We start from the raw sequence: 20,350 nt of genomic DNA, 5'->3' as shown, positions 1-20,350 counted from the left end.
TCACAATACAATAATCATGATGAACACCGACACTCCGTCCGAGCCCACGTGTTATGGCCTCAACAAGCTCGTCGACGAGCCGACCGAACGGATCGAGACACTCCAGAGCCTCGTACCGAGCAACGAGGACACCGAACAGAAACAGGAGATATTCAAAGCACTCGCCAACGAGGACCGGATTCGAATCCTCGAAATACTGCGCGAGGGTGAGCGGTGTGTCTGTGAACTTCAGGCGGCACTTGAGGCCCCACAGTCGACTGTCGCAACCCATCTCCGGAAGTTGAAAGACGCAGGATTGGTCAAATCTCGGAAACAGGGCACGTGGCGGCTATACCGGACAGCAGACACGGCTGCGTTCGAACTGCTCAACCTGGCCGAGGCGATGAGGGACGACGAATGATACCACCGGGCATCGAAGCGTCGCTCCTCGACTCGGGAACGTATTTCCTCCATCTCTTGCTTGTTATCCTTCCTTTGTTCATTTTGGCATCGTTTCTCGTGGGGATACTGCAAGAGTACGCTGCTCCCGACCGGCTCGAAGCCGTCTTGCGGGGTCGAGACGAGGGGACCGGGAATGTCGCTGCAGCTTTCCTCGGGTCCGTAACTCCCTTCTGTTCGTGTTCAAGTCTCCCTGTCGCTGCTGGACTGCTCCAGTCCGGTGCCCCACTCGGTATCGTCTTTTCGTTTCTCATCGCCTCGCCCCTCATCAACGAGATCGCCATCACACTGCTCATTGGACTGTTTGGGCTCGAGATAATGCTCCTGTATGTTGGAGCGATGTTTGCTGCTGCCGTCTGTGGTGGGATCATACTCGGTCGGCTGAATCTTGAGGACCACATCAAAGACACCGAGTTGTTGAGGTCGGTGAGTAATGAACAGCCGATGATGAGCGATGGGGGGACACTGAACCAGAAAGTGTCAGTGACTCATTCGGTTCATTTCAAACGAGCTGCGTCTCAGGCGTGGGAGTTCTTCAAGGAGATGCTACCGTACGCGCTGTTTGGTCTTGCCGTTGCTGCTATCATCCATGGCCTCGTTCCTATCGAGTGGCTACTAGCTATTCTCGGCCCACAAAATCCGCTTGCGGTTCCGCTAGCTGTCCTAGCGGGTGTTCCGTTGTATCTCGACGTGACAGCAATGCTTCCGATCGCGGCGTCGCTCGTCGATAAAGGAATTCCACTCGGCACCGTGCTGGCGCTTCTTGTCGGTGTCGTCGCGATAAGCTTACCGGAACTTATCATGTTGAATAAGTTATTCGAACGTCAGCTCTTGGTGGTGTACATGACGACAGTTGTCGTGATCGGTATCAGCGGTGGAGTGCTGTTCAACATGTTTCCGCTGTAGTTCTTATATATCTACCAAATATACATGGTGTAACAAATTACCACATACACAAAGAAATAACTAGATGTGACTAGCAACGGCCCCCCTACCCAACTCGGTCAGATACCGACGGAACTCGCGCTTACAGAGCGTCAACTCGATCCGTTTCCGTGGTACGAAACGATGCGAGAAACTGCACCAGTACGGTACGATGAGAAACGAGATTGTTGGGACATCTTCCGGTACAACGATATCGATACAGTGCTGTGCAACCACGAACAGTTTTCTTCACGATTGTCGTCTACGGACGGCAGTACAAGAGGAACGAGCCCGGGTGAGAGAAAGGATACAATGATCCGGGTCGATCCCCCCGAACACGGTCGGTTGCGAGGCCCAGTCGACGAACACTTTACGGCAGGCTCGCTCCGAAACTACCGACCCGAGCTAGAACGCCTCGTCGACGAAACGCTCGACAAAGCGCTTGCCGATGGGTCCGAGATAGAGATCGTCTCTGAGGTCGCCTTCCCAATCACCATCGGTGTCATTGCGGAACTGTTGGGGCTTCCGACGAACGACCGAGACCAGTTCATACAGTGGTCGAGAGGCATGCTCCCACCACAGAAAACCCGTGGAGAAGATCCACGTCGGGAACGAACGAATCCAGTTAACAAGATCCACAAGTATTTCGAGGAAATCATCGATGAGCGAAAACGAAATCCAGGGGATGGTTTGATCTCGGAACTCGTTCGATATGGCGAGGATGGTTCTCGGCTCACAGAGAAAGAAGTGTTCGACACCTGTAATCTTCTTCTCGGGGCGGGTCACATCACGTCGGTGTCTCTCCTAACCAGCGCAATCTGGATGTTCGCCAAACACAACATCGTCCCCGAAATTCGAGACGGTTCGATTTCTCTCGACTCGGCGGTCGATGAGGTGCTTCGATACCGTTCACCGCTACACACCATGCCGCGCATAACTCGAACCGAAGTGGAAGTAGGTGACACACAGATACCCAAAGGAGAACGGGTTGTCGCTTGGATCGGGTCGGCCAACCGAGACGAACAGGAGTTCGAAACACCGGCGGAATTCGTTCCCACTCGCACTCCAAACAGACACATCGCCTTCGGAGCAGGGGCTCATTACTGTCTGGGCGCACCACTCGCCCGGCTCGAAGCAGACGTTGCTCTCTCGAAGTTCTTCGAACGGGTGTATGAGATAGAGATTACTACAAGAAAGTGTGAGCCGATCGTTCACCCCACTCTACACGGAATCAAGAGTCTCCAGATCGATGTCGGAACGGAGTTGTGACGCACTCACAGCTAAGTGGCGACACGGCTGTGGATCGATTCTTCCGATCGACGCGGATTCCATGGCAGCCCGGCAGTCATGTTCGGGAGCATCGGGATGATACGACCAAGACCGAACCTTCGAAGTGATTCGGCCGAACAAAACGAGTGCTACGGTTAGTCTTCCTGATCTCTGGCCCATTCAAGAAGAGGTTCTAGTCGTTGGCACAATTGCTCGCCTTTTGGAGTGAGTTCGTACTCGACGCGAGGTGGAACTTCTGCGTACTGTTTTCGGAATAGATAGCCCAACTCGACAAACTCATTGAGGCGTGCCGACAGCGTCGAACTGCTCACACCGTCTAATGTGTCTTCGATCGTACCGTATCTTGCTGGACCGATGGTACCGATAACGCAAATCAACTGCATCGCGTATCGGCGGTTGAGAACGTCCATTACCCCTCCAATTGGACAGTAACAAGTGGGAGTGTCACAGCTCGAATGCACTGTTGTGGATGATTCCTCCGAATTTTTCACCATGGCTTTTGTTCACCAAATTTCATGTGGTACATCATACTTAACAGCATAATAGTTCTTGTTCACGTCTCTGCTATCTTGTCGGATCGTTTTAGGCGATGTTTCTGTTCTGTCTACGGATTCGGTGATGGGAATGCACGCAGATGGCGCGGTGGAATGAGGTAGTTACCCCTACGAATCACTTTGAAGAACCCCTGTATGCCATGATTTTCTATCGGAACCTCTGAGGCAGCTGGTCGTTCGTTCTCTGGATCGACGAACGACATCATCTTTCTAACATCAATAAAATCGTCGATCGTGCGCTGAAGAGATATAAACTGGGTGTGTGGGTGTCCGTTATCGGTCGAGGGAAAGTCACGTCGGAGGAGCGGAGGAAGCGGATTCCGCGCACGTGCGAGCTTCTGAGCGTGGCCCACGACGCCGTGTTCCCGCGCGTTCTTGACTGTTTCTTCGGCGATGTCTACCATGCTCTGTTCGCTCGTTCCACTCTGACGTCCGAGCTTGCGACCATGCTGGCCGGTCTCGTCGCTATTGTGTGAAGGACTGAACATCCGATCGATTCGTTCTTCGGTACAGTGCTCGCTGTACCACTTTCTGACTCCATCGTCACGGAGAATCGACACGTGCTCGGTCGTTCCGCCACAAAACGGATGGTCTGATGAGGTGATGGCGACGTGATCCTCGGATGGCTGGCTGTCCGTGAACAGTGATTTGAACCCGAATAGAACTGGTGCCTCCTCAGTAACCGGGTTATCACCGGGAACGTCTTCCTTCCAACTCTCGTGGGGCAGTGGGGCACCGGTAAATCCAGTCCGTCGATCCACCTTTTTAAAGATCTCAGAGAAATCAGCTGTGACTGGCTCTCCATTGATCTCTGAAACATCACCGAACAATGCGGCCTCGGCTTCGAGAAGTACCAATGGATTGTCGCTAGTTAAATGCATGTGGGCATCATCGGTCTCGACGACAACGTTTCCGCTCCGTTCGATATCCACCTGGTCGATGACTTCACTCGGATCTCGAAGCCCCGTGTCTGGGGGAAGATCCGTGTCGAATCGATCGAAGTACGCCGGTGAGTACCCGATCGTGAATAAGAGGCCTTCATTGCTCCATTCGAATCCCCTTTCGAGCGTCCGCAAGGCGTCTTCTACGGTCTCCCGGTCGGTCCTGTTGGGAACACCCTCCCTTCGATACTTCAAGTGTAACAGAAGCCGATGACTCGGACCTTTCGCTAGCCCGATATTATTTTTTGGGATGTAATCGTTCCATGCGAACTGTCTGTCGGGTAAGTTCGAGCGATCATCTGTCCCGCCCGGCGGGGTCTCAGACCGGGAACGAACCGCTATGAGTGCGTTCGTCCCACCGATCGCTACAGCAGCTTTCATGAAATCTCTCCGACTCAATCGGTCTTCCTTAGAATCTCTACCGCTGTTGGCATGACTACACGGCATACTCACACGAATACGTTTTCATAAAATAAATTATCTCCAAACATGATTGGGTGTATATGTCGGAATAATATGGTGGCGGCTGTTGTTACTGGTGCTAACGGCTTGTGATGGTAGTCCATCCGGAAGGGATGGGGCAACCCGAACCCCCTATAAAGGAACGACATCTACGGAGTCTGAAACCGTTCACAAGACTTCCGTCCTGTGGTCCAACCAGAAACCTTCGGCTTCTGGTGACGTTCATCAGACGATGCGTTGATGGGCCGCACAAGATCTTCGCTCTTGTGGTCGCTGTGTCCACTGTGAATGACGTCCTGACGTAGAAACTCCGTCCCCAACAAGTGAGGACCAGGCAGTCTCGAACGGTAAAGCGGAGTAGTTCACAGATCTCTCGTGGCAAAGTATCTGACCCCTTGCCTCAACATTCTCTTTTCCTGGGTATCGGGGAGGTGCTCAACGCAGGCGACCGATCTCTCTATGAACTCGGACATCTGCTTTCGTGCAAAGCTCATGCTTTCTTTGTCGTGAAGGATTTCCTTGACACGCTCGATATCACTCCGTGTGGTATCCATCGGGGGCTTCTCGAGGATTTCGTAAATTCGATCATCGTCGGCGTGGATCATCGGTAATGATCTTCTTCCAGCACGAACATCACTGCCGATTCGACGATCGTCACTCTGTTCGAAATCCAATAGGTCGTCGCGTATCTGGAAGGCAAGTCCTAGCAGTGAATAGTTCTGTATCTCCAGATTCACCGTGGACATCTGTTGTGGAATTTCTATACAGAGATCTAACAATGCACCTGTTTTCTTTTGAGCCATCTTCAAATATTCTTTATAATCTATATCTCTCCGTTTCTCGAAGTCGAGTTCCATTTGCTGCCCCTCCGCCATTTGAATGCTTTTTTCTAGTGCTATCTCCTTGTATTCTCCTGGGAATAGGCCAACCGAGTGAGCAAACAACATGTCACCTAGATTGATGGCTCTGTCTTGTCCGTAAACTGCCCATACTGATGGCTCGCCACGTCGGAGATCATCGTCGTCTATTATATCGTCGTGAACGAGAGAAAAGGTATGAAGCAGTTCTATCCCTGCTGCAGTGTCGACGAGCTCGTCCGGCGATACACCGCAGAGTTTTCCGATCAAAAACGTAAGCCCTGGTCGCAAACGCTTTCCTCCAGCCTCGATCTGGTACCGTAGCTCCTCCTCGAACGGCGAGTCAGCCAAACTGTCTTTGAGGCGTCGATCGATGCGGGGCTGCACCGAACTCTGAAGCCAATTCGAAATATTCGATGTTTCTTCATTCTTATCGTGATCTGAATCCGTCTCCATGTCGTTCATATGATCAATATGTTGCTATTTTGTAGTGTGTCTTATCCCCACTATGTGAGGAGGTTTCATACGGACATTCTTTCTGGAAAGGCCGTGGCTAGTAGTAGTGAGAAATCAATTGACAATTCATCGAGACATCGAGTTTGTCTCCTGCCGTCTTACTCTGGGACGGAGTGTACGGTACTGCCCCGGTATGAACAGAGATTCACTGTGTCTGTCGACGACTGTACGCTAGAAACCCCATCGTCGGATCACGACTGGACGGGTTTCGATCGACCGACCACCGGTCTTTGTTCGTGACTTGCGTCATAGACGCAAGGTGGTCTTTAGTCACATGAGTGAAGTCGAGCATCGATAGACGCGACGTTCGTGATGATACTTCATGGACTCCTCGGTGAATTGGTGTTTCTCTCTATAGACAAGAACGTTGCCACAGCGGAGCGCCATAGCGCCGCCGACGATACGATACTATTCGGTTGAGACTCCCATGCTGTGATCGTCTCTATTCGATCTCTAATCACTCCTCTATAGCTATGGGATAATATCATATTAATATCTCTATATTATATGAATACTGTATTTATAATATTAATCATGAAAAATAGAAAAGCTTTTCTCTACAGTAACATAATACAATTAATGAAATGCGCGAACTAGTTATTGAATGGTCTCCCGTAACGCCTTACGAATGTTGGGGCGGATTTTTCCACCTCCTCTGTCAGAAAAAAATACAGAGGGCGAGACTCTGTTCGTGCCAAGGAGATCGATCGAAGTGGGTATTGGAAGCTGAAGATCACACCGACGACACTGATTTGACCACGACCGACTGCGTTAGGAGTGTACAGGAACTGTTTCGGGGACGTGGGGTACGGGAGTATCTCGCTATTGTGGACAATCCGGACAATTGTCTGCTTGTGACAGACTGTTTCGAAAAAGCACTTTGTAAAACGTCAATCAGCTTCGCCGGCGATGTCGTTCGTATCACCCTCGTCGCCTCAGAAGAAACAATCAATGAAATCAGCCAGTCGATGGAGAATAGCCGATTTCGATTCCAGATCATTCGACTCAGGAAATACACCGGAATGAAAGGCAGTCTCGATGCACTAACACAGCGCCAGAAGGAAGTCATCCAACTGGCATACGAGCAAGGGCATTACAACGTGCCCCAACAGATCTCGATTAAGGAGTTAGCAACGATGCTCGAACTGGATAAATCGACTGTATGGGAACATCTTCGCCGGGCCGAACAAAACCTCCTCTCAGAAATCATCAACAGCGATGTAACCAGAGACGATCGGCGGATTGCGAGCGGAGTAACGAGATGACAGTTGCGCTTCGGTGGGCACCTAGTAAACAACGCGGATGAAACCCTCGATTCCTCGTTATTCTCATACGTTCCTCTCAGAACAGTGTTAGCGTCTACTTCGAGTTTCAATTGAGTGGTGGCGCGGAATAGCCTGTAAGCGCGGAGAAAGCGAGCTGCAAATCAGTGGTGGTTTGCCTGAATTCAGGCGTAACATCCTCATCCTCAACCACGAACCATCAGACGGACGGTAGGATAGGGTGGATGTCACGTAGCCGATGCTCGGATGCATACCGAAACATAATGCACTATTCATCTAACTATTACGCCGGTGTTCGTGTGTCAATCCGGCTCTTAAATACATTAATCCTCTCCAAATATATTAAATTCTATTGTTGTTGATTGGTTTATTTGGTAATCCAGGTGATGGGATATGGGTTACTGGATCGAGAACTGGGGAGACGATCGAGAAGGTGTGATAATACGACACGACTTCGTGTCATCGATTACGATTATCCATATCCAGCACACGACCATCAGCGACAGTACCGGAAAAACGGGTGCTACTCTCGGAAAAAGACTAGGATTCTATAGCTTCCGAACACAGAAAAGAGCGTGACGGCTACGCGATATCGCTACTAATCAGCCCCATCAACAGCAGTTGCAGTGAAACTCCGAGGAGCTGAGAGCACGCCGCTCGGCGGCCCGATACGCTTCGAGAGCCACATCGTATGTGTCTTCGAGAGAAAGAGCAACGGTTGTGGCAGTCGTCGTCTCGTCCGCCCAGTTCTCATACGCATCTGTCGAGGAGAACGGGATGGCGTAAGAGCACAGTTGGTCGTAGAGGAACTCCGAACCCTCGATCGAGCTACCGTCCGCCAGGTCCGATGGGACACCGAAGGAGATGACCACATCAGATGGTGTCGATATCACCCCGTCTGATGTTGTTTCCAGCGCGATTTCGTCTCCATTGTGTGGACAGTCGGCTTCAATCCCTACTGAGTCCCCAGCGACGATCGAAATAACGATCGGAACGAGCACCCCGTGAAAGTCGGGCGAGATCTCTCCAAATACTGATCCATCTGCTGCAGTCACATATATCTCTGACTCGATGGGACTGGGGGTAGTAGCCCGCAAATCATCGGGCGAAAGTGATCCTCCTCCGAGATTGAGATGTTCACTCCACGCGTTGATCCAGTCTCGAAAGCTCGTGGGTTGGTACTCGGGGAAGAGTCGTGCGAGTCGCGTCTGTATCTCCTCCGGAAGTTGTGAATCGACGATCAGTTGTTCGTTGTGCTGGGACTGTGCCACGGCGTCCAACTCGAGGGCACTATTCATTGATGTCACAATTATAAATAAGTTATGAGATAACATAAATTATTAGGTTTAATAGATTATAGTAGCTCCAATGCTTCGAAATTATGGACATTAAGCCACAATACTGCGGTTTATGGCGTTTCAACGGATCTATTCAGAAGACAAGCGATCAAGACACGATCTCCACACGACCGGTGGTAGCGAAGTGACTCGAAACTCTCTCCTTGCGGTTCTGTAAACACCTAAAAGTGTGGCACTTACGACTGCTATCGACACAGTATCCTCGATTTCTCCCTGAGCTTTAAATCCTCCAACCATGTCGGGATAAAGAAGAATGGCCTCTCCCCACAATTTACAAATATGGCATACGATGTCTCAAGTAATAGTATTTCCGATTACTACACCAAGGTCCAATACATATACGATTGGACGATGGACGAGTTCGATCACCAGTCCATCCACGCAGGCTACTACGACAACGAACACACGAGCCGCGATACAGCGGTGAAGAATATGAACCGCCACCTAGCAGACGCGGCCGACATTAGATCGGATGACACCGTGTTACACGCTGGATGCGGCGTTGGTGGACCGCCAACCTGGGTTGCAAAACATTGTGGCTCCGACGTCATTGGAATCAATATCACGGATCTCCAGCTTGATCGTGCCCGAGAGCTCGCTCGTGAACGTGGTGTGGCTGAGCAGTGTGAGTTCCGATACGACGATTTCACAGAGATGCACACGATTAGAAACAACGAAATAGACGTTGTCTGGGCGCTTCAGGCCGTCTGTCACGCCGATGAGAAGCGCGAGTTTCTCGAACAGGCAAAGCGAGTGCTGACTGATGGTGGACGGCTTGTCGTCGCTGACGGATTCATGGCGAAGAGAAACCTGAGTGGACGCGAACAAAGACACATGAACAAGTGGCTTCACGGTTGGAAGGTACCAAATCTAGCACATATCAATGATTTTGTCGCTCATCTTGGCGATTTGGGATTCGAGAACATCCGAGTGAGAAACGACGACGATAACGTGATGCCGTTCGCTAAAGGCACCTACCGCAACAGTTTGTCATACTATCCCAAAGCCAAGCTCCTTCGCCTACTGGGCCGATTGTCGAGGGACGAGGCTAGTCATTTCGCAGCGTGTTACTACCAATACCGAACGCTGAAGAAAGGATTGTGGACACATCGGACGGTCACCGCTGAGGTGTGAGATACGCGTTACTTGACATCGGTATACACCGACCACTGTTCGTTACACGACTTACAGTTTCTTTAATATTATGTAGATTTGTTAAACATAATTTAATAAAGGCTGTGGGAAATCGACTACTCGCGCGATACCGGCTGAAAAGGAGGAAGACGAGTAACGAGAGCCAGTGAGAGATTCGCTGTATCGATGAGTGATCGGACGAACACTCGACGTGCCAGCAAAGAGGCGATTTTCGACCCCAGTCTCCCTGACACGTACCATATATCTCTAACAGTAATCTGTAGTAGGTATCTGTAATAAATACCTGTGGCAGCTATCTATGCAGGATATCTGTACAGGATATATGTTATTGACATCTGTGACAGATTTATGATACAGTAGTGAGTAACAGAAAGTGTATGATAGCAACTGTTGTCTACTCCGAATCAGGTGGAACGGATGGGGCTGGACACGCTCGCTATTGACCTTGATCCTCAGGAGGGCAACCTAACTAGCTTATTCGATGTCGGGGGACAAGGAAGTGATCCAGAATCCGACAACCTCGTTAAGCATATTCTGGACATGCTCGACGGCGATTTCCACGACCTGATCGAAACATCTGAAGAGGGAGTCAACATTATTCCAGTATCTATATGTTGGGAAACTTTACTTCCAACCTGGAACAGAAGATCGCCTATGAGACAGGGATGAAAAACATGAGTCGGGATGAATACCCTTGACTCGAATTACTCCATGATCTGCTCTGGAACAAACACGCGCTCCAAGAGGAATACGACGCTATCATTATCGATCCAAACGCACGCGCCGAAGGCATCCTTTACACCTCGATCTTTGTTTACAACTCGGTCTTTGCGGTTCGAACCCTCATCGCACCGGTCAAGCCAGCTGGAATGGGTAGTCTGAGCTTAGGTGGACTTGAAGATCTGGTCAAGAATATGCAACAGCAGTTAGAGACAGAGATTGGTCTCTCCTGCGTCGTTCCATCCGGTGTCGGCCAGACAAACGCTCATCAACAGTACACAAAACAATTCCTCTCATTGCGAGAGATCATCGTGGTGCTCGATTGGGGAGGGATCGGGGACTCGTCAACGGACGATCTTTCGCCCGTTGCTTGCCTTTTAGGACGATACGCTGTCCCCGAAGCTTCCCGAAACGGTTGTGGAGGCTCTGTGAAATCGCGTACACACTGCTAGTGAAGTGGTGTCGATACACAGCCGTGACAAATATATGTCTCTTTGAGCGGTTCTATAAACCTCTTGCACCAGCGATGGAACCGTAATGGTGTGGTTGAGACGGCAGTAGATTCGCTTACCAATAGTGTCATTCCGCCTTGTAACCAGAACAACTGCAGCAACATGCCAGGAGTGGTCTGAGTGGAACACCGGAAGGTGTTGTCTCCATTTTTTCGTCGCATGGTTTATAACCTATTTGCTGGTAATCATGTAGGAGTGAGTAGCAATGATACTGTTGGTGTTTAATCGTCCCCCTGTGCTGTGCATGGGTCCCTCAGTGAACACATGGTTACACGATCCGTGTGTCTCCGCCTCCACGAGACAATAGATGAGACCGCGAACCTCAATGCATACGATCGTGGTAGATGAGCCCTTGCTCACTGGAGCCACCTGTGGTTTGAATTGGCTTCGCGAATCACAGAAGAATTATTTCACATTTCAAAATGTATAATATCTATGTTCACGAAGTAAATTCATGGGAACTGGTAGAGTTACACAGCTCCATATTGCTCCCGATAGTGGTGAACCGATGCAAGCACGAGAAACCGTCGACGCAGTCGCCGAACGCGGACTCCGTGGCGACCGGTATTTCGAGGGGCATGGTTTATGGAACTTTCTCGACGAAGATCCGAACCGAGAGGTACAGGAAGCGAGCGATATCACCTTCATCGAAGCCGAAGCGCTGGCAGCAGTCGAGCAGGATGCCGGAATTGAGCTCTTGACGGGCGCACACCGTCGAAACGTGACGACACAACATGTCCCACTCAATCACCTCGTGGGCCAGACATTCACGGTCGGTGACGCCATCTGTGAGGGAATTCAGCTATGTGAACCGTGTGGGTATATGCAGTCGCTCGTCGGAGAGGAGGGACTCTCGAAAGCGCTTGTCCACCGTGGTGGGCTTGATGCGATTGTCGTTGAGTCTGGTCCGATCGCCATCGATGACGAGGTTCGGTGGTAACCATGATTATCATCGAGTTGGAGGAATCCATTTTCGTTGAAATGACGACAGGGGATTCAAAGCCATGCAAGTATACCATTATGCACGATGGAGAACAGGTCGCACAGTACGAAACTAGCGCGGATCCACGAACGGCGGGCGGTCGTGTTGGGCTTCGAAACATCGTCTGCAGGCATATATCCAGCGTCGATAAAGACGCGATTGATGAGCGGCTATCGACTGAAATATCGAAAAATGCCGAACCACTGTCGAACGAATTCGGCTCAAAATAATTCCCGTCTCTTCACGGTAGTGTTTGCAAGACATACATTTACCCTCATCAGACTCTTTCTGTTGTTTGAACGATCACGCTTTTCGGACGGTGCTTAAGAGAGTAGCGTGAGTTCAGCACACCACATTTTCGGTTACCTCTTCTTGGTACACCATCTCTGCCCAGTCACGCTTTTTTGTAACTCTTGCCCCCGTCTCATCGTACGGTCGATTGGTGGTCCATTGGGGTCGAGAAGACCATGCTTTGCCGATAGAATCCACCATTCGTCGTGTTCTTTTTCGGCGTACAACCGCATTTTCTGGTAGGAGGAGGACGCATAGAGATCACGGGGGATCGCCGGACTATCCTGTTTGGTTTTGACGCAGCTAACGAGTCCGATTTCCAGAGTCATTTCGATTTGAATCTCTTTGGCTCTGCTGAAATCCTATTGTTTCGACGCTTTTTCTACTGAAACAGCCGTTAGATGGTTGTGCGTATTACTAACGTCAACTTTTCCAGTCAACCGGGCCTCACTACCAGAGCAGTTTGCTGACCACGGTTGCGAACCCACCTCAGAATTCAGACGAGCGAACAGTTACGGAAACGGGTTCTTTCGACCGTGGGTGCCGTCGTGACGCCGGTGAAGCATGATCGGGTTCCCATCGGGATCGCCGACCATCGCCATGTCGCAGACGCCTGAATCGACCGTGTCCATCAGGACAGTCACCTCTTCCTCACGAAGTTCATCGACAGCAGCCTTGACATCATCCACGGCAAGGGCAAGGCCGACACCACCCTCCCCCGGTGAAATCGGCATATGAGGATTCGCTTCTCCGAGTGCAAGTGTCGTCGGAGGGGACGCAAATTCAGCCCATCCCGACTCCTCGTCGAGGATTTCAAGCTCCAACCCTAGCGTTTCCTGGTAGAACGATACCGATGTCTCGATATCACTCACGGTATAGTAGGCGAAATCGACGGCCTTAGCATTCATACGACGAAGTCAATTGGTGGCGATAAAAGTTCTTCGTTGCCATTATATTTGGAACCTGTATCTACCAGTTAGAGGATCAGTCGAGGTTGTGAACGAGGCAGGTAATCGCGAGTTCTCGAAACTGTTTCCACCAATGTCTTGAGCGGACGAACACCCGTAGAGTGAACGGATCTGTCGAGACATCCAATTGAGTCATCAGCATGGTTTCTCATCAACAACGTATCTCGTCGACGGACTTGACTCCCTAATCACCTTGGTGGGTATGATTCAGCCTGGATGTGCAGATCGTAACAAAAGCGATAGCCATAGAGGATTCACATTAGTGGATGTGGTCAATGAATTCAGCGTGATCACATTGACGACATTGACTACATGAACTATCGCAATCATATGTTCCTGTATAGTGTGCTACTTTGTCTATTCTCACATTACTAAATGTGGCCAACCTGCTAACATTAGTAAATGTTCTCTCGTCGACGGACTTGGCTCTCTGACCACCTTGGTGCGGTATGATCCCGATGATCAGCTTGGGTATGCTGACGCAACAAAAGCGATAGCCATAGAGGATTCACATTAGTGGATGTGGTCAATGAATTCAGCGTGATCACATTGACGACATTGACCACATGAACTATCGTAATCATGTGTTTCTGTATGGTGTGCTACTTTGTCTATTCTCACATTACTAAATGTGGCCAACCTGCTAACATTAGTAAATATTATAACATTATTCACATTGTAGACACTGAGTCATGTCCTCATGTTTTATAATGTGGGAAGATAGATGAATAGACATGGAAAGCGAACCACGGGCAGTAGCAGTAAATGTGTTGAAAGGTGGGTTTGGTAAGAGCACGATTTCGATCAACTTAGCGCGCGAACTCGCCGAGCGCAACGGTCGCGCGTTACTGGTTGATCTTGACGACAATGGACACGCAACGTTTAATCTAGGATACCGTGGTCGGTTTGAAGGCGACAACCACGTTGAGGAGATCTTGATCGATGGACGGGATCCACGGAAGGCAATCGTCAGCATCGGAGGAGGGCTTGATCTGCTGCCCTCTCATGAGGATTTGGAGGGAGTTGAGACGGATCTTCAGTCCGCTATGGCTAGCAGCCAGCGGTTGGATCGTAATGTCGTAAATCCACTTCTTGACAATGTCTATGAGCATATCGTCGTCGACACGCCAGCTAATAGAGGAAAGTTAAACGATAACGCTCTGTACGCGACACAGAACTTGATTGTCCCTCTCCGGCCTGAATCTGGCTGGGAATCCGGTATCACACAGACGAATAAGCGACTTATTCAGGAAGCACGCCAATATTTCGACTTGGATCTGCTCGCCCTCGTCCCGACAGATCTAAGCGAACGGTTGGATCAAGACACCCGTGATCGAAACCTCCTTGAAGCGATCAACAAACGTGACGAGCTCGCTGGATTTGTCCCCAACTTCGCACGCCTTACACAGGCAGATTGGGACGATATCGACAATCGCACGTTCGATGACAATCTTCCGGGGATCCGTCACCGGGGGTCCATTGACAAGGCACATCGTGCTCAGCAACCACTCAGAGATTTCGACCCTGACTGTGATCAACTTCGGTGTTTTGACGAGCTTGCAGCAATCGTTGAGCAAGGTGGGGTGGTGCGCTAATGGCCTTCGACGATCTCGGTGACGATCCAGGTGATGAAGCACTTGACGAACTGGCTGGGACATTGCACGATAGTTCAGAAGAATCAAATGAACCAACCTCAGATCAATCTCCTACGTATGATCCTCGGTCGGATCCAGCGTTTGCGACCAACCAAGAGAAAACCCAGCATTCTGTTTATTGTCTTCCTGAAACGTGGGAAAAAATAGACGGGGATGAGGGGATACTTTTTGAGGCGGAAATCGAATTGCGTCGAGAGGGGTATTCGGATCCTCAGAAGCGCGAGTTATACGAGGCATTTCTCTGTGCAGCTGCTGAGCAGCTCACAGCGGACGATATCAAACAGCAAGTCATCGAGACCCGAAACCGGCGGTCGGATGGACCGCTGCTTTAAGTCTTATTGATCTCAAACATCGTGAACTACCCCACCCTACTCGCTCACGGCTGACGCCGTTCGCTCCTTGCGGGTGGGGCTTCCTGCTTCCACGACGTTGCCAGACTATGTCTGGCAGCCAGCCAGAACCATAAGTTCTGGCGAACGCGCTTTGCAGGAACCGTAGTAGTTCCCGTAGGGAGCGCAGTCTCCACAGGCGTTGACGAGACGCGATACGTCTCGTTTGCCAACCAGAAATCTGAGATTTCTGGTGACGTTGATTCGGAGCGTCCCGCTCCTAACTGCTTGATACCGCGAGAAAGAATATTCCACGCCGCATTCCAGTCTCGGTCGGCGGTGAACCCGCACGACGGACAGGAATGTTCACGGACCCATAGCGGCTTATCCGTCGAGACACCACACGCAGCGCACTCTTTGGTCGTTCCTGCCGGGGCTACCGCCACGAAGTGCGTTCCTGCTCGTTCACACTTGTATTCGAGCAACGAGAGGAACGTTCGCCACGCGGCGGAGGCGGTGTTGCGGCTGTTCGATGGTGACTCCATCATCCCCGAGACGTTCAAGTCTTCGACGGCCACAAGGTCGTACTCTCGGGCGTAGTAGGTCGACAACTTGTGTAAGAAGTCGCGGCGCTTCCGTCGGAGGTCGGCGTGACACTCTGCGACTCGTCGCCGTTGCGTCTCGTAGTTGTTCGACCCGTGTTGCTTCCGTGAGAGCTTGCGTTGCTCGCGTTCCAATCGCTCTCGTTCGTCAGAAAGGTCGAGAGACTCGACTGCGTGGCCGTCGGTATCGTGGGCGTACTTCAGGATGCCCACGTCGATGCCAACCGTCTCGGTCAACTCGTCGGGTTTCTCTGGGAGGTCGCGGTCAACCTCCACGCCAAAAGTAGCGAACCACTCACCCGTTGGTTCCTTCTTGACCGTGACCTGCTTCAGTTTCGCGTCGTCGGGGATGGCGCGGTGGAGCCGAATCGGGATGTCCGCGAGTTTCGAGAGTGACAGCACGGTCTGACCGCCCTTCTTGTCGAGCTTGAAGCCGTCGCCAGAAATCACAGATTTCTGGCTGCCAACCAGAAGCCTTCGGCTTCTGGTGACCAGACTGACTGTAGGTGAAACTGCGAAACTCGCGTGGCGGTTTCCACTTGAGTTGTCCGACGCTGTAGCCGTTTTCTTTGAGTGCGGAAAGGCTACTCAGATTGTCGAATAGGCGTTCCACGACGGTTTGGAGAACTTTCGAGTACACGTCCGAGAGGCCGTCCCACCACTTCTTGAGGTCGGGGAGTTCCGACCGTAGGGTGGTCATGGACGGTAGTTCGCCGTGTTCATCGCGGTATTCGTTGAGGCGGTAGCGCGTGTGGTTGTACAGTTGCCGACAAATATCGCGGTGGCGGTCCAACTCCTCGCGGTGGGCGTCGGACGGCTTGAGACGGTATTTGTAGGCGTAGTACATTCGCTACTCGTGTTCCTCGATATACTCGTCAAGTCGCTCGCGGATGAACGATGAGAGAGTCAGGTGGTGTTCCTGTATCCACTCGTGTTGGTCCTCTCGGAGCGTGATTGTGGTCCGTTTCACCGTATGCATAGTATATACTCTATGCACAAAAGCGTTTCGATTGCGTGGGCCTGTGGGCCAGCAGTAGTATCGTGTATGAACAGATGATGACGGCGCTGTATCCCCGCCCTACTGCGCTCCTTGTCCGCTTCGCGGACTGCGGTGCTCCTTGAGGACGGGGGCTTAGCGCCTGCATCCAGCTAAAATCAGGATACTGTACCCGCCAGTTCGGGGTGAGTATTCCAGTCTCTGTCTCTTCACTCCTTGCACTCGCCAATCACGCGTTCATAAACGTTAGCGCACGTTGATACAGCGGAAACGCAGGGTGGCTAGACACACCGAAGGTGATGGTGTCCCTCTCGATCGAGAACAACCACTTGCGGGGCGCGATCTTCGAGTGAGCAAATATCGTGCCGGTCTTATCATTGAACGTTTGGTCACAATTCTTACAGAGATAGCGTTGAAACGGCCCATAGCTGCCGTTCTTGACCGTCCGGTCAGAACGGCAGCGGGAGCATTCAACGCCGTCACGCCAGCGGGCCTGTTCCAGCAGATCTGCTGCGATCGATTCCGAGCCAAACACATCGAGCGGAATCACTCGTGTCGGCCACCGCTCACGCGGTGCCCTTGCCCTCTTCGATTCAACAGCCCCCGCTAAACATCATCAACAATCTCCTACAGAAGAGCGTCGCCGAAAATTGCCTCGAATCCAGGCTAAACCCCAGAAGTCGTGCTACTATAACCACCACCGAAGCCATTAAGCGCTGGAGAATCAGACGCCGACCGAAGCGCTTGAACTAGATGGCTCAATCTATCATTATTCAGTGTAGTGCGTGGGCGTGTACGAATTGTCTTGTTAACACCGGTGGCGGCGCGGGGGTTTGCGGATGGGTCTGTAGAATAAGTAAATTAACAGGAATTAAGGGTAAAGTTGCTTGTGTTGGCTGTATAATCGCTGGAGCAGCGTATGTAGTACCATCATGTTATAAATACTATAATACGTACCCTCAAGATAGACAAGACATCATCGATAACACGACGCCAGCAGCAACCGATCAGAAGTTAGTGACACGAACGACCAACGGGAAAGGAAAAGTGTTCGTGTCACGGTTATTGGGTTGATCGAGAGCTCGAAACCGTCGAGTAAGGGGATGAGCCACCACACTCAGATCACGCGACTCTCTGGCTCGATAAGAACAGCCAACCCGCTGTCTATGCGATGCACGTTTACCATCCTGAGATCCAGACGGTATCAGACACTGCAGACTCTGAGCAAAGGGCTGTGTTGAATCGCCATAAGGCGGTGGAATTCACTGGCCGCGATGAAACACTACTGTCGGGAGCACGAGGTCGATCCAGAGGATGTGAATGTGTTGCCTCCGGAGCTTCCCAAACAGACGCCGAAGTGGGCGGTTGACGCCGCGCCGATGATCGCAGACGCCGAAACCATTGAGGATTTCCGGCAAACGCTTGCACCAGCACCGGAGGCACACGATCAGCTCTGGGAGACCGTGCAGGCCGACCGGGAAAAGTAGCAGCGGCTCCGCGAACACATCGAAGACTACGACGTGGTGATCGCGCATGAACTCGACCGACTTGGCCGATCGTTCGACAGAACGCAGACGGAGCGACGTCATGGAACACCAATCGCTGAACCGACCTTAGGTATCAGATCAGTCCCCGTAATCCAACCATCATGAGGGTAATGAGGAGAAACAACCCCGTCATCCCCATCAACCAGCGCATTGCCGTCTCATTGAGACGCTCAACTCGCTCGCCATTTGGGGCCGAGGAATCTAGCTCACGGAGCATTTCCAACTGATAGTGATGAAGCGGTCCAAAGGCGATACCGAGCATCACAGCAGCGATGCCGAGCGCTCCCCAGACCCACACTGGTGGGGTGACCAGGTAGCCGAATCGATGGGCGAGTCCAAGTCCCGACCCAATCGTCCCGACAGTTAATGACTCTCCGACGACCATAATCCGCGGCGAGAGGTTGGGAATGAGTGCTGCCGCCGTGTCGGGGCCAGACGCAGCGACCGCTGGAGCCAGGACGTACCTGAAGAAAAAATCCATCCCAAACCAGAAGGCGGCCAGTCCGATATGAACGTAGAACATGGCGGCGACACTACCAGAGAGGTACGCGATGGCTGGCACCCCTAAGATAAGCCCAGCCGCGACGGTTGCATACCGAGAGCCAGCCGAACTGATGATGAATTTGTACTGTTCCCAAATGGGTACTTCCTGATGCTTCGTCGCCATGATATCATATATTATTTTCATCACAGTAACCTGTTTCGGTAAATAGAGGAAACAGCGTCGAAGTAACCGATCCACACCCATCATAACTGAAGATGGCTGCGAGTTTTCTACTGTACAATCTGCCTTGTTAAATAAAGGTGCAGCATCGATCTCATTCCATAGTCTTTCTATGACCGTTCTGGGAGTGGACAGCGAGCAACGCTTTCTTCGTTTGTCTCTGGAAGAAGATATTGCTTCCACTCATGCCGTCGCGGGTCAGAGTAATCACCCACATCGGGATGTCTTTGAATCTCATCATAGTTAGCAAGCCGGTCGCGGATAGTACTTCGTGCGCGCTGGCCCTTATCGGACATTCCAGAGAGCCCCTCAAAGACGCCTGCAGGCTGAATCGTGATTTCGAGACCATGAGGTGTATATCGGCTGTGTCGCGCCTCATAGAAGGGCGCACGAGCAACCAAGAACATGGGTTCGCCAGCGAAACAGTAGCGCCACATCGGATGGTCGGGATCCGTGGGAACCGTCTCAGGCCACGGCTCAGGATCCCGATTCCAGAGGTCTTCAAGCAACTCCCAAAACTGGCGCTTGTAGGTCTCTGTAGATTGTTCTCTTGCCGGTGGTTCAAACAAAATAACCAGTGAAGTAATATCGCCAATCGTTCTGTAATTACCGAGATAGGCCACGAGCGCATCCGTGAGTCGTGAGCGGGCATTAGGGTCATCTGGGCTGCCGAGAAAAGTATACCGGAAGTATCCGTTCCGTTCAGCTTCGACTGCGAAATAACATGGATAGGGAGTATTCTCATCGGTCATCGTGTCGTGGAAGGTCTCATACCGTAGTGCCTTCCAGTCAGCCAATGCATCACGCTCGATCGCGTCTTCGAGTTCGCTTTTCGTCCAGAGTTCGTCTGTATCGAGCGTTCCCATTATATAACTAACGGGAAGTGATTAAGAGTGCATTTCGCCTGCATGCGCTTGCTGTCTCGCTTTCAGCGAGGAACGCAATTTTTATTCGTGGAAATTTATCTTTGATTACACTTCCATCGATGGTAACGGACCTATTCGTTGTGAGGGGGTAGTAGTTAGAGCGGCCAGCGTAAGAAAGTCCTGCGCTTATGCTCCTCACCCTCGATAAACATCAAGGTAGGGGGTTACATGAACAGCGAACCCGCGATAACCGGCCTGCAAAATGCCGCTCGACGAAAGTACGAACACATAAAAGAAAATATTATATCAGATGACAAACTATCGACACTGTCGAAATATCGAGCTGATGACTTCGATAGCGTGTTACTTATCGCATCGG

At 51.3% G+C, this 20,350-nt stretch carries 18 protein-coding genes and 3 pseudogenes; 11 read left to right on the top strand and 10 right to left on the bottom strand.

The features are described from left to right. Nucleotides 1–19 precede the first annotated feature (19 nt). From EIK79_RS00870 to EIK79_RS00860, 3 genes are all read left to right on the top strand, one after another. Complete coding sequence (locus tag EIK79_RS00870) at nucleotides 20–400, top strand: ArsR/SmtB family transcription factor (RefSeq protein WP_233737834.1); 381 nt, start codon at nucleotides 20–22, stop codon at nucleotides 398–400. After that, nucleotides 397–1,344 carry a permease gene (locus EIK79_RS00865; protein ID WP_124953249.1) on the top strand — a complete coding sequence of 316 codons (948 nt, stop codon included), beginning with the start codon at nucleotides 397–399 and terminating at the stop codon, nucleotides 1,342–1,344. The genes EIK79_RS00870 and EIK79_RS00865 overlap by 4 nt, the downstream gene beginning before the upstream one ends. A 66-nt stretch (nucleotides 1,345–1,410) precedes the next feature. After that, nucleotides 1,411–2,631 carry a cytochrome P450 gene (locus EIK79_RS00860; protein WP_124953248.1) on the top strand — a complete coding sequence of 407 codons (1,221 nt, stop codon included), beginning with the start codon at nucleotides 1,411–1,413 and terminating at the stop codon, nucleotides 2,629–2,631. Between the two features lie 155 nt (nucleotides 2,632–2,786). Here EIK79_RS00860 and EIK79_RS00855 read toward each other — a convergent pair whose 3' ends face one another. From EIK79_RS00855 to EIK79_RS00845, 3 genes are all read right to left on the bottom strand, one after another. Beyond that, nucleotides 2,787–3,062 (bottom strand): winged helix-turn-helix transcriptional regulator, encoded by a 276-nt coding sequence (locus tag EIK79_RS00855; RefSeq protein ID WP_124953247.1) that lies wholly within the window; start codon nucleotides 3,060–3,062, stop codon nucleotides 2,787–2,789. Between the two features lie 194 nt (nucleotides 3,063–3,256). Next, on the bottom strand, nucleotides 3,257–4,528 hold the full coding sequence (locus tag EIK79_RS00850) for a DUF7405 family protein (RefSeq protein ID WP_124953246.1): 1,272 nt from the start codon (nucleotides 4,526–4,528) through the stop codon (nucleotides 3,257–3,259). A gap of 443 nt (nucleotides 4,529–4,971) precedes the next feature. Beyond that, the gene (locus EIK79_RS00845) at nucleotides 4,972–5,931 is read right to left on the bottom strand and encodes a polyprenyl synthetase family protein (RefSeq protein WP_124953245.1); all 960 of its coding nucleotides are present in this window, start codon (nucleotides 5,929–5,931) and stop codon (nucleotides 4,972–4,974) included. 770 nt (nucleotides 5,932–6,701) lie between these two features. Here EIK79_RS00845 and EIK79_RS00840 point away from each other — a divergent pair. Then, on the top strand, nucleotides 6,702–7,247 hold the full coding sequence (locus tag EIK79_RS00840; RefSeq protein ID WP_185715464.1) for a helix-turn-helix domain-containing protein: 546 nt from the start codon (nucleotides 6,702–6,704) through the stop codon (nucleotides 7,245–7,247). A 629-nt stretch (nucleotides 7,248–7,876) separates the two neighbouring features. On the opposite strand, the gene merB is transcribed toward EIK79_RS00840, so the two are convergent. Next, nucleotides 7,877–8,563: an organomercurial lyase gene (merB, locus tag EIK79_RS00835; RefSeq protein ID WP_185715463.1), complete on the bottom strand. Its 687-nt coding sequence runs from the start codon at nucleotides 8,561–8,563 to the stop codon at nucleotides 7,877–7,879. Nucleotides 8,564–8,902: 339 nt separating this feature from the next. Here merB and EIK79_RS00830 point away from each other — a divergent pair, with 339 nt between their 5' ends. From EIK79_RS00830 to EIK79_RS00820, 3 genes are all read left to right on the top strand, one after another. After that, entirely contained in the window at nucleotides 8,903–9,757 is an 855-nt protein-coding gene (locus tag EIK79_RS00830; protein WP_124953242.1) for an SAM-dependent methyltransferase, read from the top strand. Nucleotides 9,758–10,195: 438 nt separating this feature from the next. Next, the gene (locus EIK79_RS19360) at nucleotides 10,196–10,447 is read left to right on the top strand and encodes a ParA family protein (RefSeq protein ID WP_233737830.1); all 252 of its coding nucleotides are present in this window, start codon (nucleotides 10,196–10,198) and stop codon (nucleotides 10,445–10,447) included. Between the two features lie 1,071 nt (nucleotides 10,448–11,518). After that, the gene (locus EIK79_RS00820; RefSeq protein WP_124953267.1) at nucleotides 11,519–11,950 is read left to right on the top strand and encodes an MOSC domain-containing protein; all 432 of its coding nucleotides are present in this window, start codon (nucleotides 11,519–11,521) and stop codon (nucleotides 11,948–11,950) included. A 404-nt stretch (nucleotides 11,951–12,354) separates the two neighbouring features. On the opposite strand, the gene EIK79_RS19170 is transcribed toward EIK79_RS00820, so the two are convergent. After that, complete coding sequence (locus EIK79_RS19170; RefSeq protein ID WP_368276502.1) at nucleotides 12,355–12,612, bottom strand: DUF6884 domain-containing protein; 258 nt, start codon at nucleotides 12,610–12,612, stop codon at nucleotides 12,355–12,357. A gap of 183 nt (nucleotides 12,613–12,795) precedes the next feature. Continuing rightward, on the bottom strand, nucleotides 12,796–13,191 hold the full coding sequence (locus tag EIK79_RS00810; RefSeq protein ID WP_124953240.1) for a VOC family protein: 396 nt from the start codon (nucleotides 13,189–13,191) through the stop codon (nucleotides 12,796–12,798). Between the two features lie 794 nt (nucleotides 13,192–13,985). On the opposite strand from EIK79_RS00810, the gene EIK79_RS00805 reads away from it, so the two are divergent. Next, on the top strand, nucleotides 13,986–14,846 hold the full coding sequence (locus EIK79_RS00805) for a ParA family protein (protein WP_124953239.1): 861 nt from the start codon (nucleotides 13,986–13,988) through the stop codon (nucleotides 14,844–14,846). After that, nucleotides 14,846–15,238 (top strand): hypothetical protein, encoded by a 393-nt coding sequence (locus EIK79_RS00800; RefSeq protein ID WP_124953238.1) that lies wholly within the window; start codon nucleotides 14,846–14,848, stop codon nucleotides 15,236–15,238. The genes EIK79_RS00805 and EIK79_RS00800 overlap by 1 nt, the downstream gene beginning before the upstream one ends. Before the next feature lie 36 nt (nucleotides 15,239–15,274). Here EIK79_RS00800 and EIK79_RS00795 read toward each other — a convergent pair. Together EIK79_RS00795 and EIK79_RS00790 are read right to left on the bottom strand one after the other, a co-directional pair. Further along, a pseudogene (locus EIK79_RS00795) lies at nucleotides 15,275–16,684 on the bottom strand (RNA-guided endonuclease InsQ/TnpB family protein). A 463-nt stretch (nucleotides 16,685–17,147) separates the two neighbouring features. Then, nucleotides 17,148–17,384: pseudogene (locus EIK79_RS00790) on the bottom strand (transposase); the annotation flags it as partial. A 724-nt stretch (nucleotides 17,385–18,108) separates the two neighbouring features. On the opposite strand from EIK79_RS00790, the gene EIK79_RS17850 reads away from it, so the two are divergent. Both EIK79_RS17850 and EIK79_RS00780 read left to right on the top strand, forming a co-directional pair. Beyond that, nucleotides 18,109–18,321, top strand: a complete 213-nt coding sequence (locus tag EIK79_RS17850) for a hypothetical protein (RefSeq protein WP_185715466.1) — start codon at nucleotides 18,109–18,111, stop codon at nucleotides 18,319–18,321. Beyond that, nucleotides 18,322–18,396 (top strand): annotated as a pseudogene (locus EIK79_RS00780) (recombinase family protein); the annotation flags it as partial. A gap of 58 nt (nucleotides 18,397–18,454) precedes the next feature. Here the strand turns inward: EIK79_RS00780 and EIK79_RS00775 are convergent. Together EIK79_RS00775 and EIK79_RS00770 are read right to left on the bottom strand one after the other, a co-directional pair. Further along, nucleotides 18,455–19,048: a hypothetical protein gene (locus EIK79_RS00775; RefSeq protein ID WP_124953236.1), complete on the bottom strand. Its 594-nt coding sequence runs from the start codon at nucleotides 19,046–19,048 to the stop codon at nucleotides 18,455–18,457. A 167-nt stretch (nucleotides 19,049–19,215) separates the two neighbouring features. Continuing rightward, a complete protein-coding gene (locus tag EIK79_RS00770) occupies nucleotides 19,216–19,971 on the bottom strand; it encodes a YqcI/YcgG family protein (RefSeq protein WP_124953235.1) in 756 nt (251 codons plus the stop codon). Between the last annotated feature and the right edge of the window lie 379 nt (nucleotides 19,972–20,350).

Source organism: Halocatena pleomorpha (genome assembly GCF_003862495.1).
In the GTDB taxonomy this organism is placed as follows: Archaea; Halobacteriota; Halobacteria; order Halobacteriales; family Haloarculaceae; genus Halocatena; species Halocatena pleomorpha.
Note: the sequence above shows the minus strand (reverse complement) of the source record. Positions and strands in the feature narration are given on the sequence as shown.

Excerpts from the sequence above, each read along its gene's own strand:
- EIK79_RS00810 (WP_124953240.1), bottom strand. The coding sequence starts at position 13,191 with ATGAATGCTAAGGCCGTCGATTTCGCCTACTATACCGTGAGTGATATC.
- EIK79_RS00870 (WP_233737834.1), top strand. The coding sequence starts at position 20 with ATGAACACCGACACTCCGTCCGAGCCCACGTGTTATGGCCTCAACAAG.
- EIK79_RS00845 (WP_124953245.1), bottom strand. The coding sequence starts at position 5,931 with ATGAACGACATGGAGACGGATTCAGATCACGATAAGAATGAAGAAACA.
- EIK79_RS00775 (WP_124953236.1), bottom strand. The coding sequence starts at position 19,048 with ATGGCGACGAAGCATCAGGAAGTACCCATTTGGGAACAGTACAAATTC.
- EIK79_RS00805 (WP_124953239.1), top strand. The coding sequence starts at position 13,986 with ATGGAAAGCGAACCACGGGCAGTAGCAGTAAATGTGTTGAAAGGTGGG.
- EIK79_RS00855 (WP_124953247.1), bottom strand. The coding sequence starts at position 3,062 with ATGGACGTTCTCAACCGCCGATACGCGATGCAGTTGATTTGCGTTATC.
- EIK79_RS19170 (WP_368276502.1), bottom strand. The coding sequence starts at position 12,612 with ATGACTCTGGAAATCGGACTCGTTAGCTGCGTCAAAACCAAACAGGAT.
- EIK79_RS00850 (WP_124953246.1), bottom strand. The coding sequence starts at position 4,528 with ATGAAAGCTGCTGTAGCGATCGGTGGGACGAACGCACTCATAGCGGTT.
- EIK79_RS00830 (WP_124953242.1), top strand. The coding sequence starts at position 8,903 with ATGGCATACGATGTCTCAAGTAATAGTATTTCCGATTACTACACCAAG.
- EIK79_RS17850 (WP_185715466.1), top strand. The coding sequence starts at position 18,109 with ATGAAACACTACTGTCGGGAGCACGAGGTCGATCCAGAGGATGTGAAT.
- merB (WP_185715463.1), bottom strand. The coding sequence starts at position 8,563 with ATGAATAGTGCCCTCGAGTTGGACGCCGTGGCACAGTCCCAGCACAAC.
- EIK79_RS00865 (WP_124953249.1), top strand. The coding sequence starts at position 397 with ATGATACCACCGGGCATCGAAGCGTCGCTCCTCGACTCGGGAACGTAT.
- EIK79_RS00770 (WP_124953235.1), bottom strand. The coding sequence starts at position 19,971 with ATGGGAACGCTCGATACAGACGAACTCTGGACGAAAAGCGAACTCGAA.
- EIK79_RS00800 (WP_124953238.1), top strand. The coding sequence starts at position 14,846 with ATGGCCTTCGACGATCTCGGTGACGATCCAGGTGATGAAGCACTTGAC.
- EIK79_RS00820 (WP_124953267.1), top strand. The coding sequence starts at position 11,519 with ATGCAAGCACGAGAAACCGTCGACGCAGTCGCCGAACGCGGACTCCGT.
- EIK79_RS19360 (WP_233737830.1), top strand. The coding sequence starts at position 10,196 with ATGGGGCTGGACACGCTCGCTATTGACCTTGATCCTCAGGAGGGCAAC.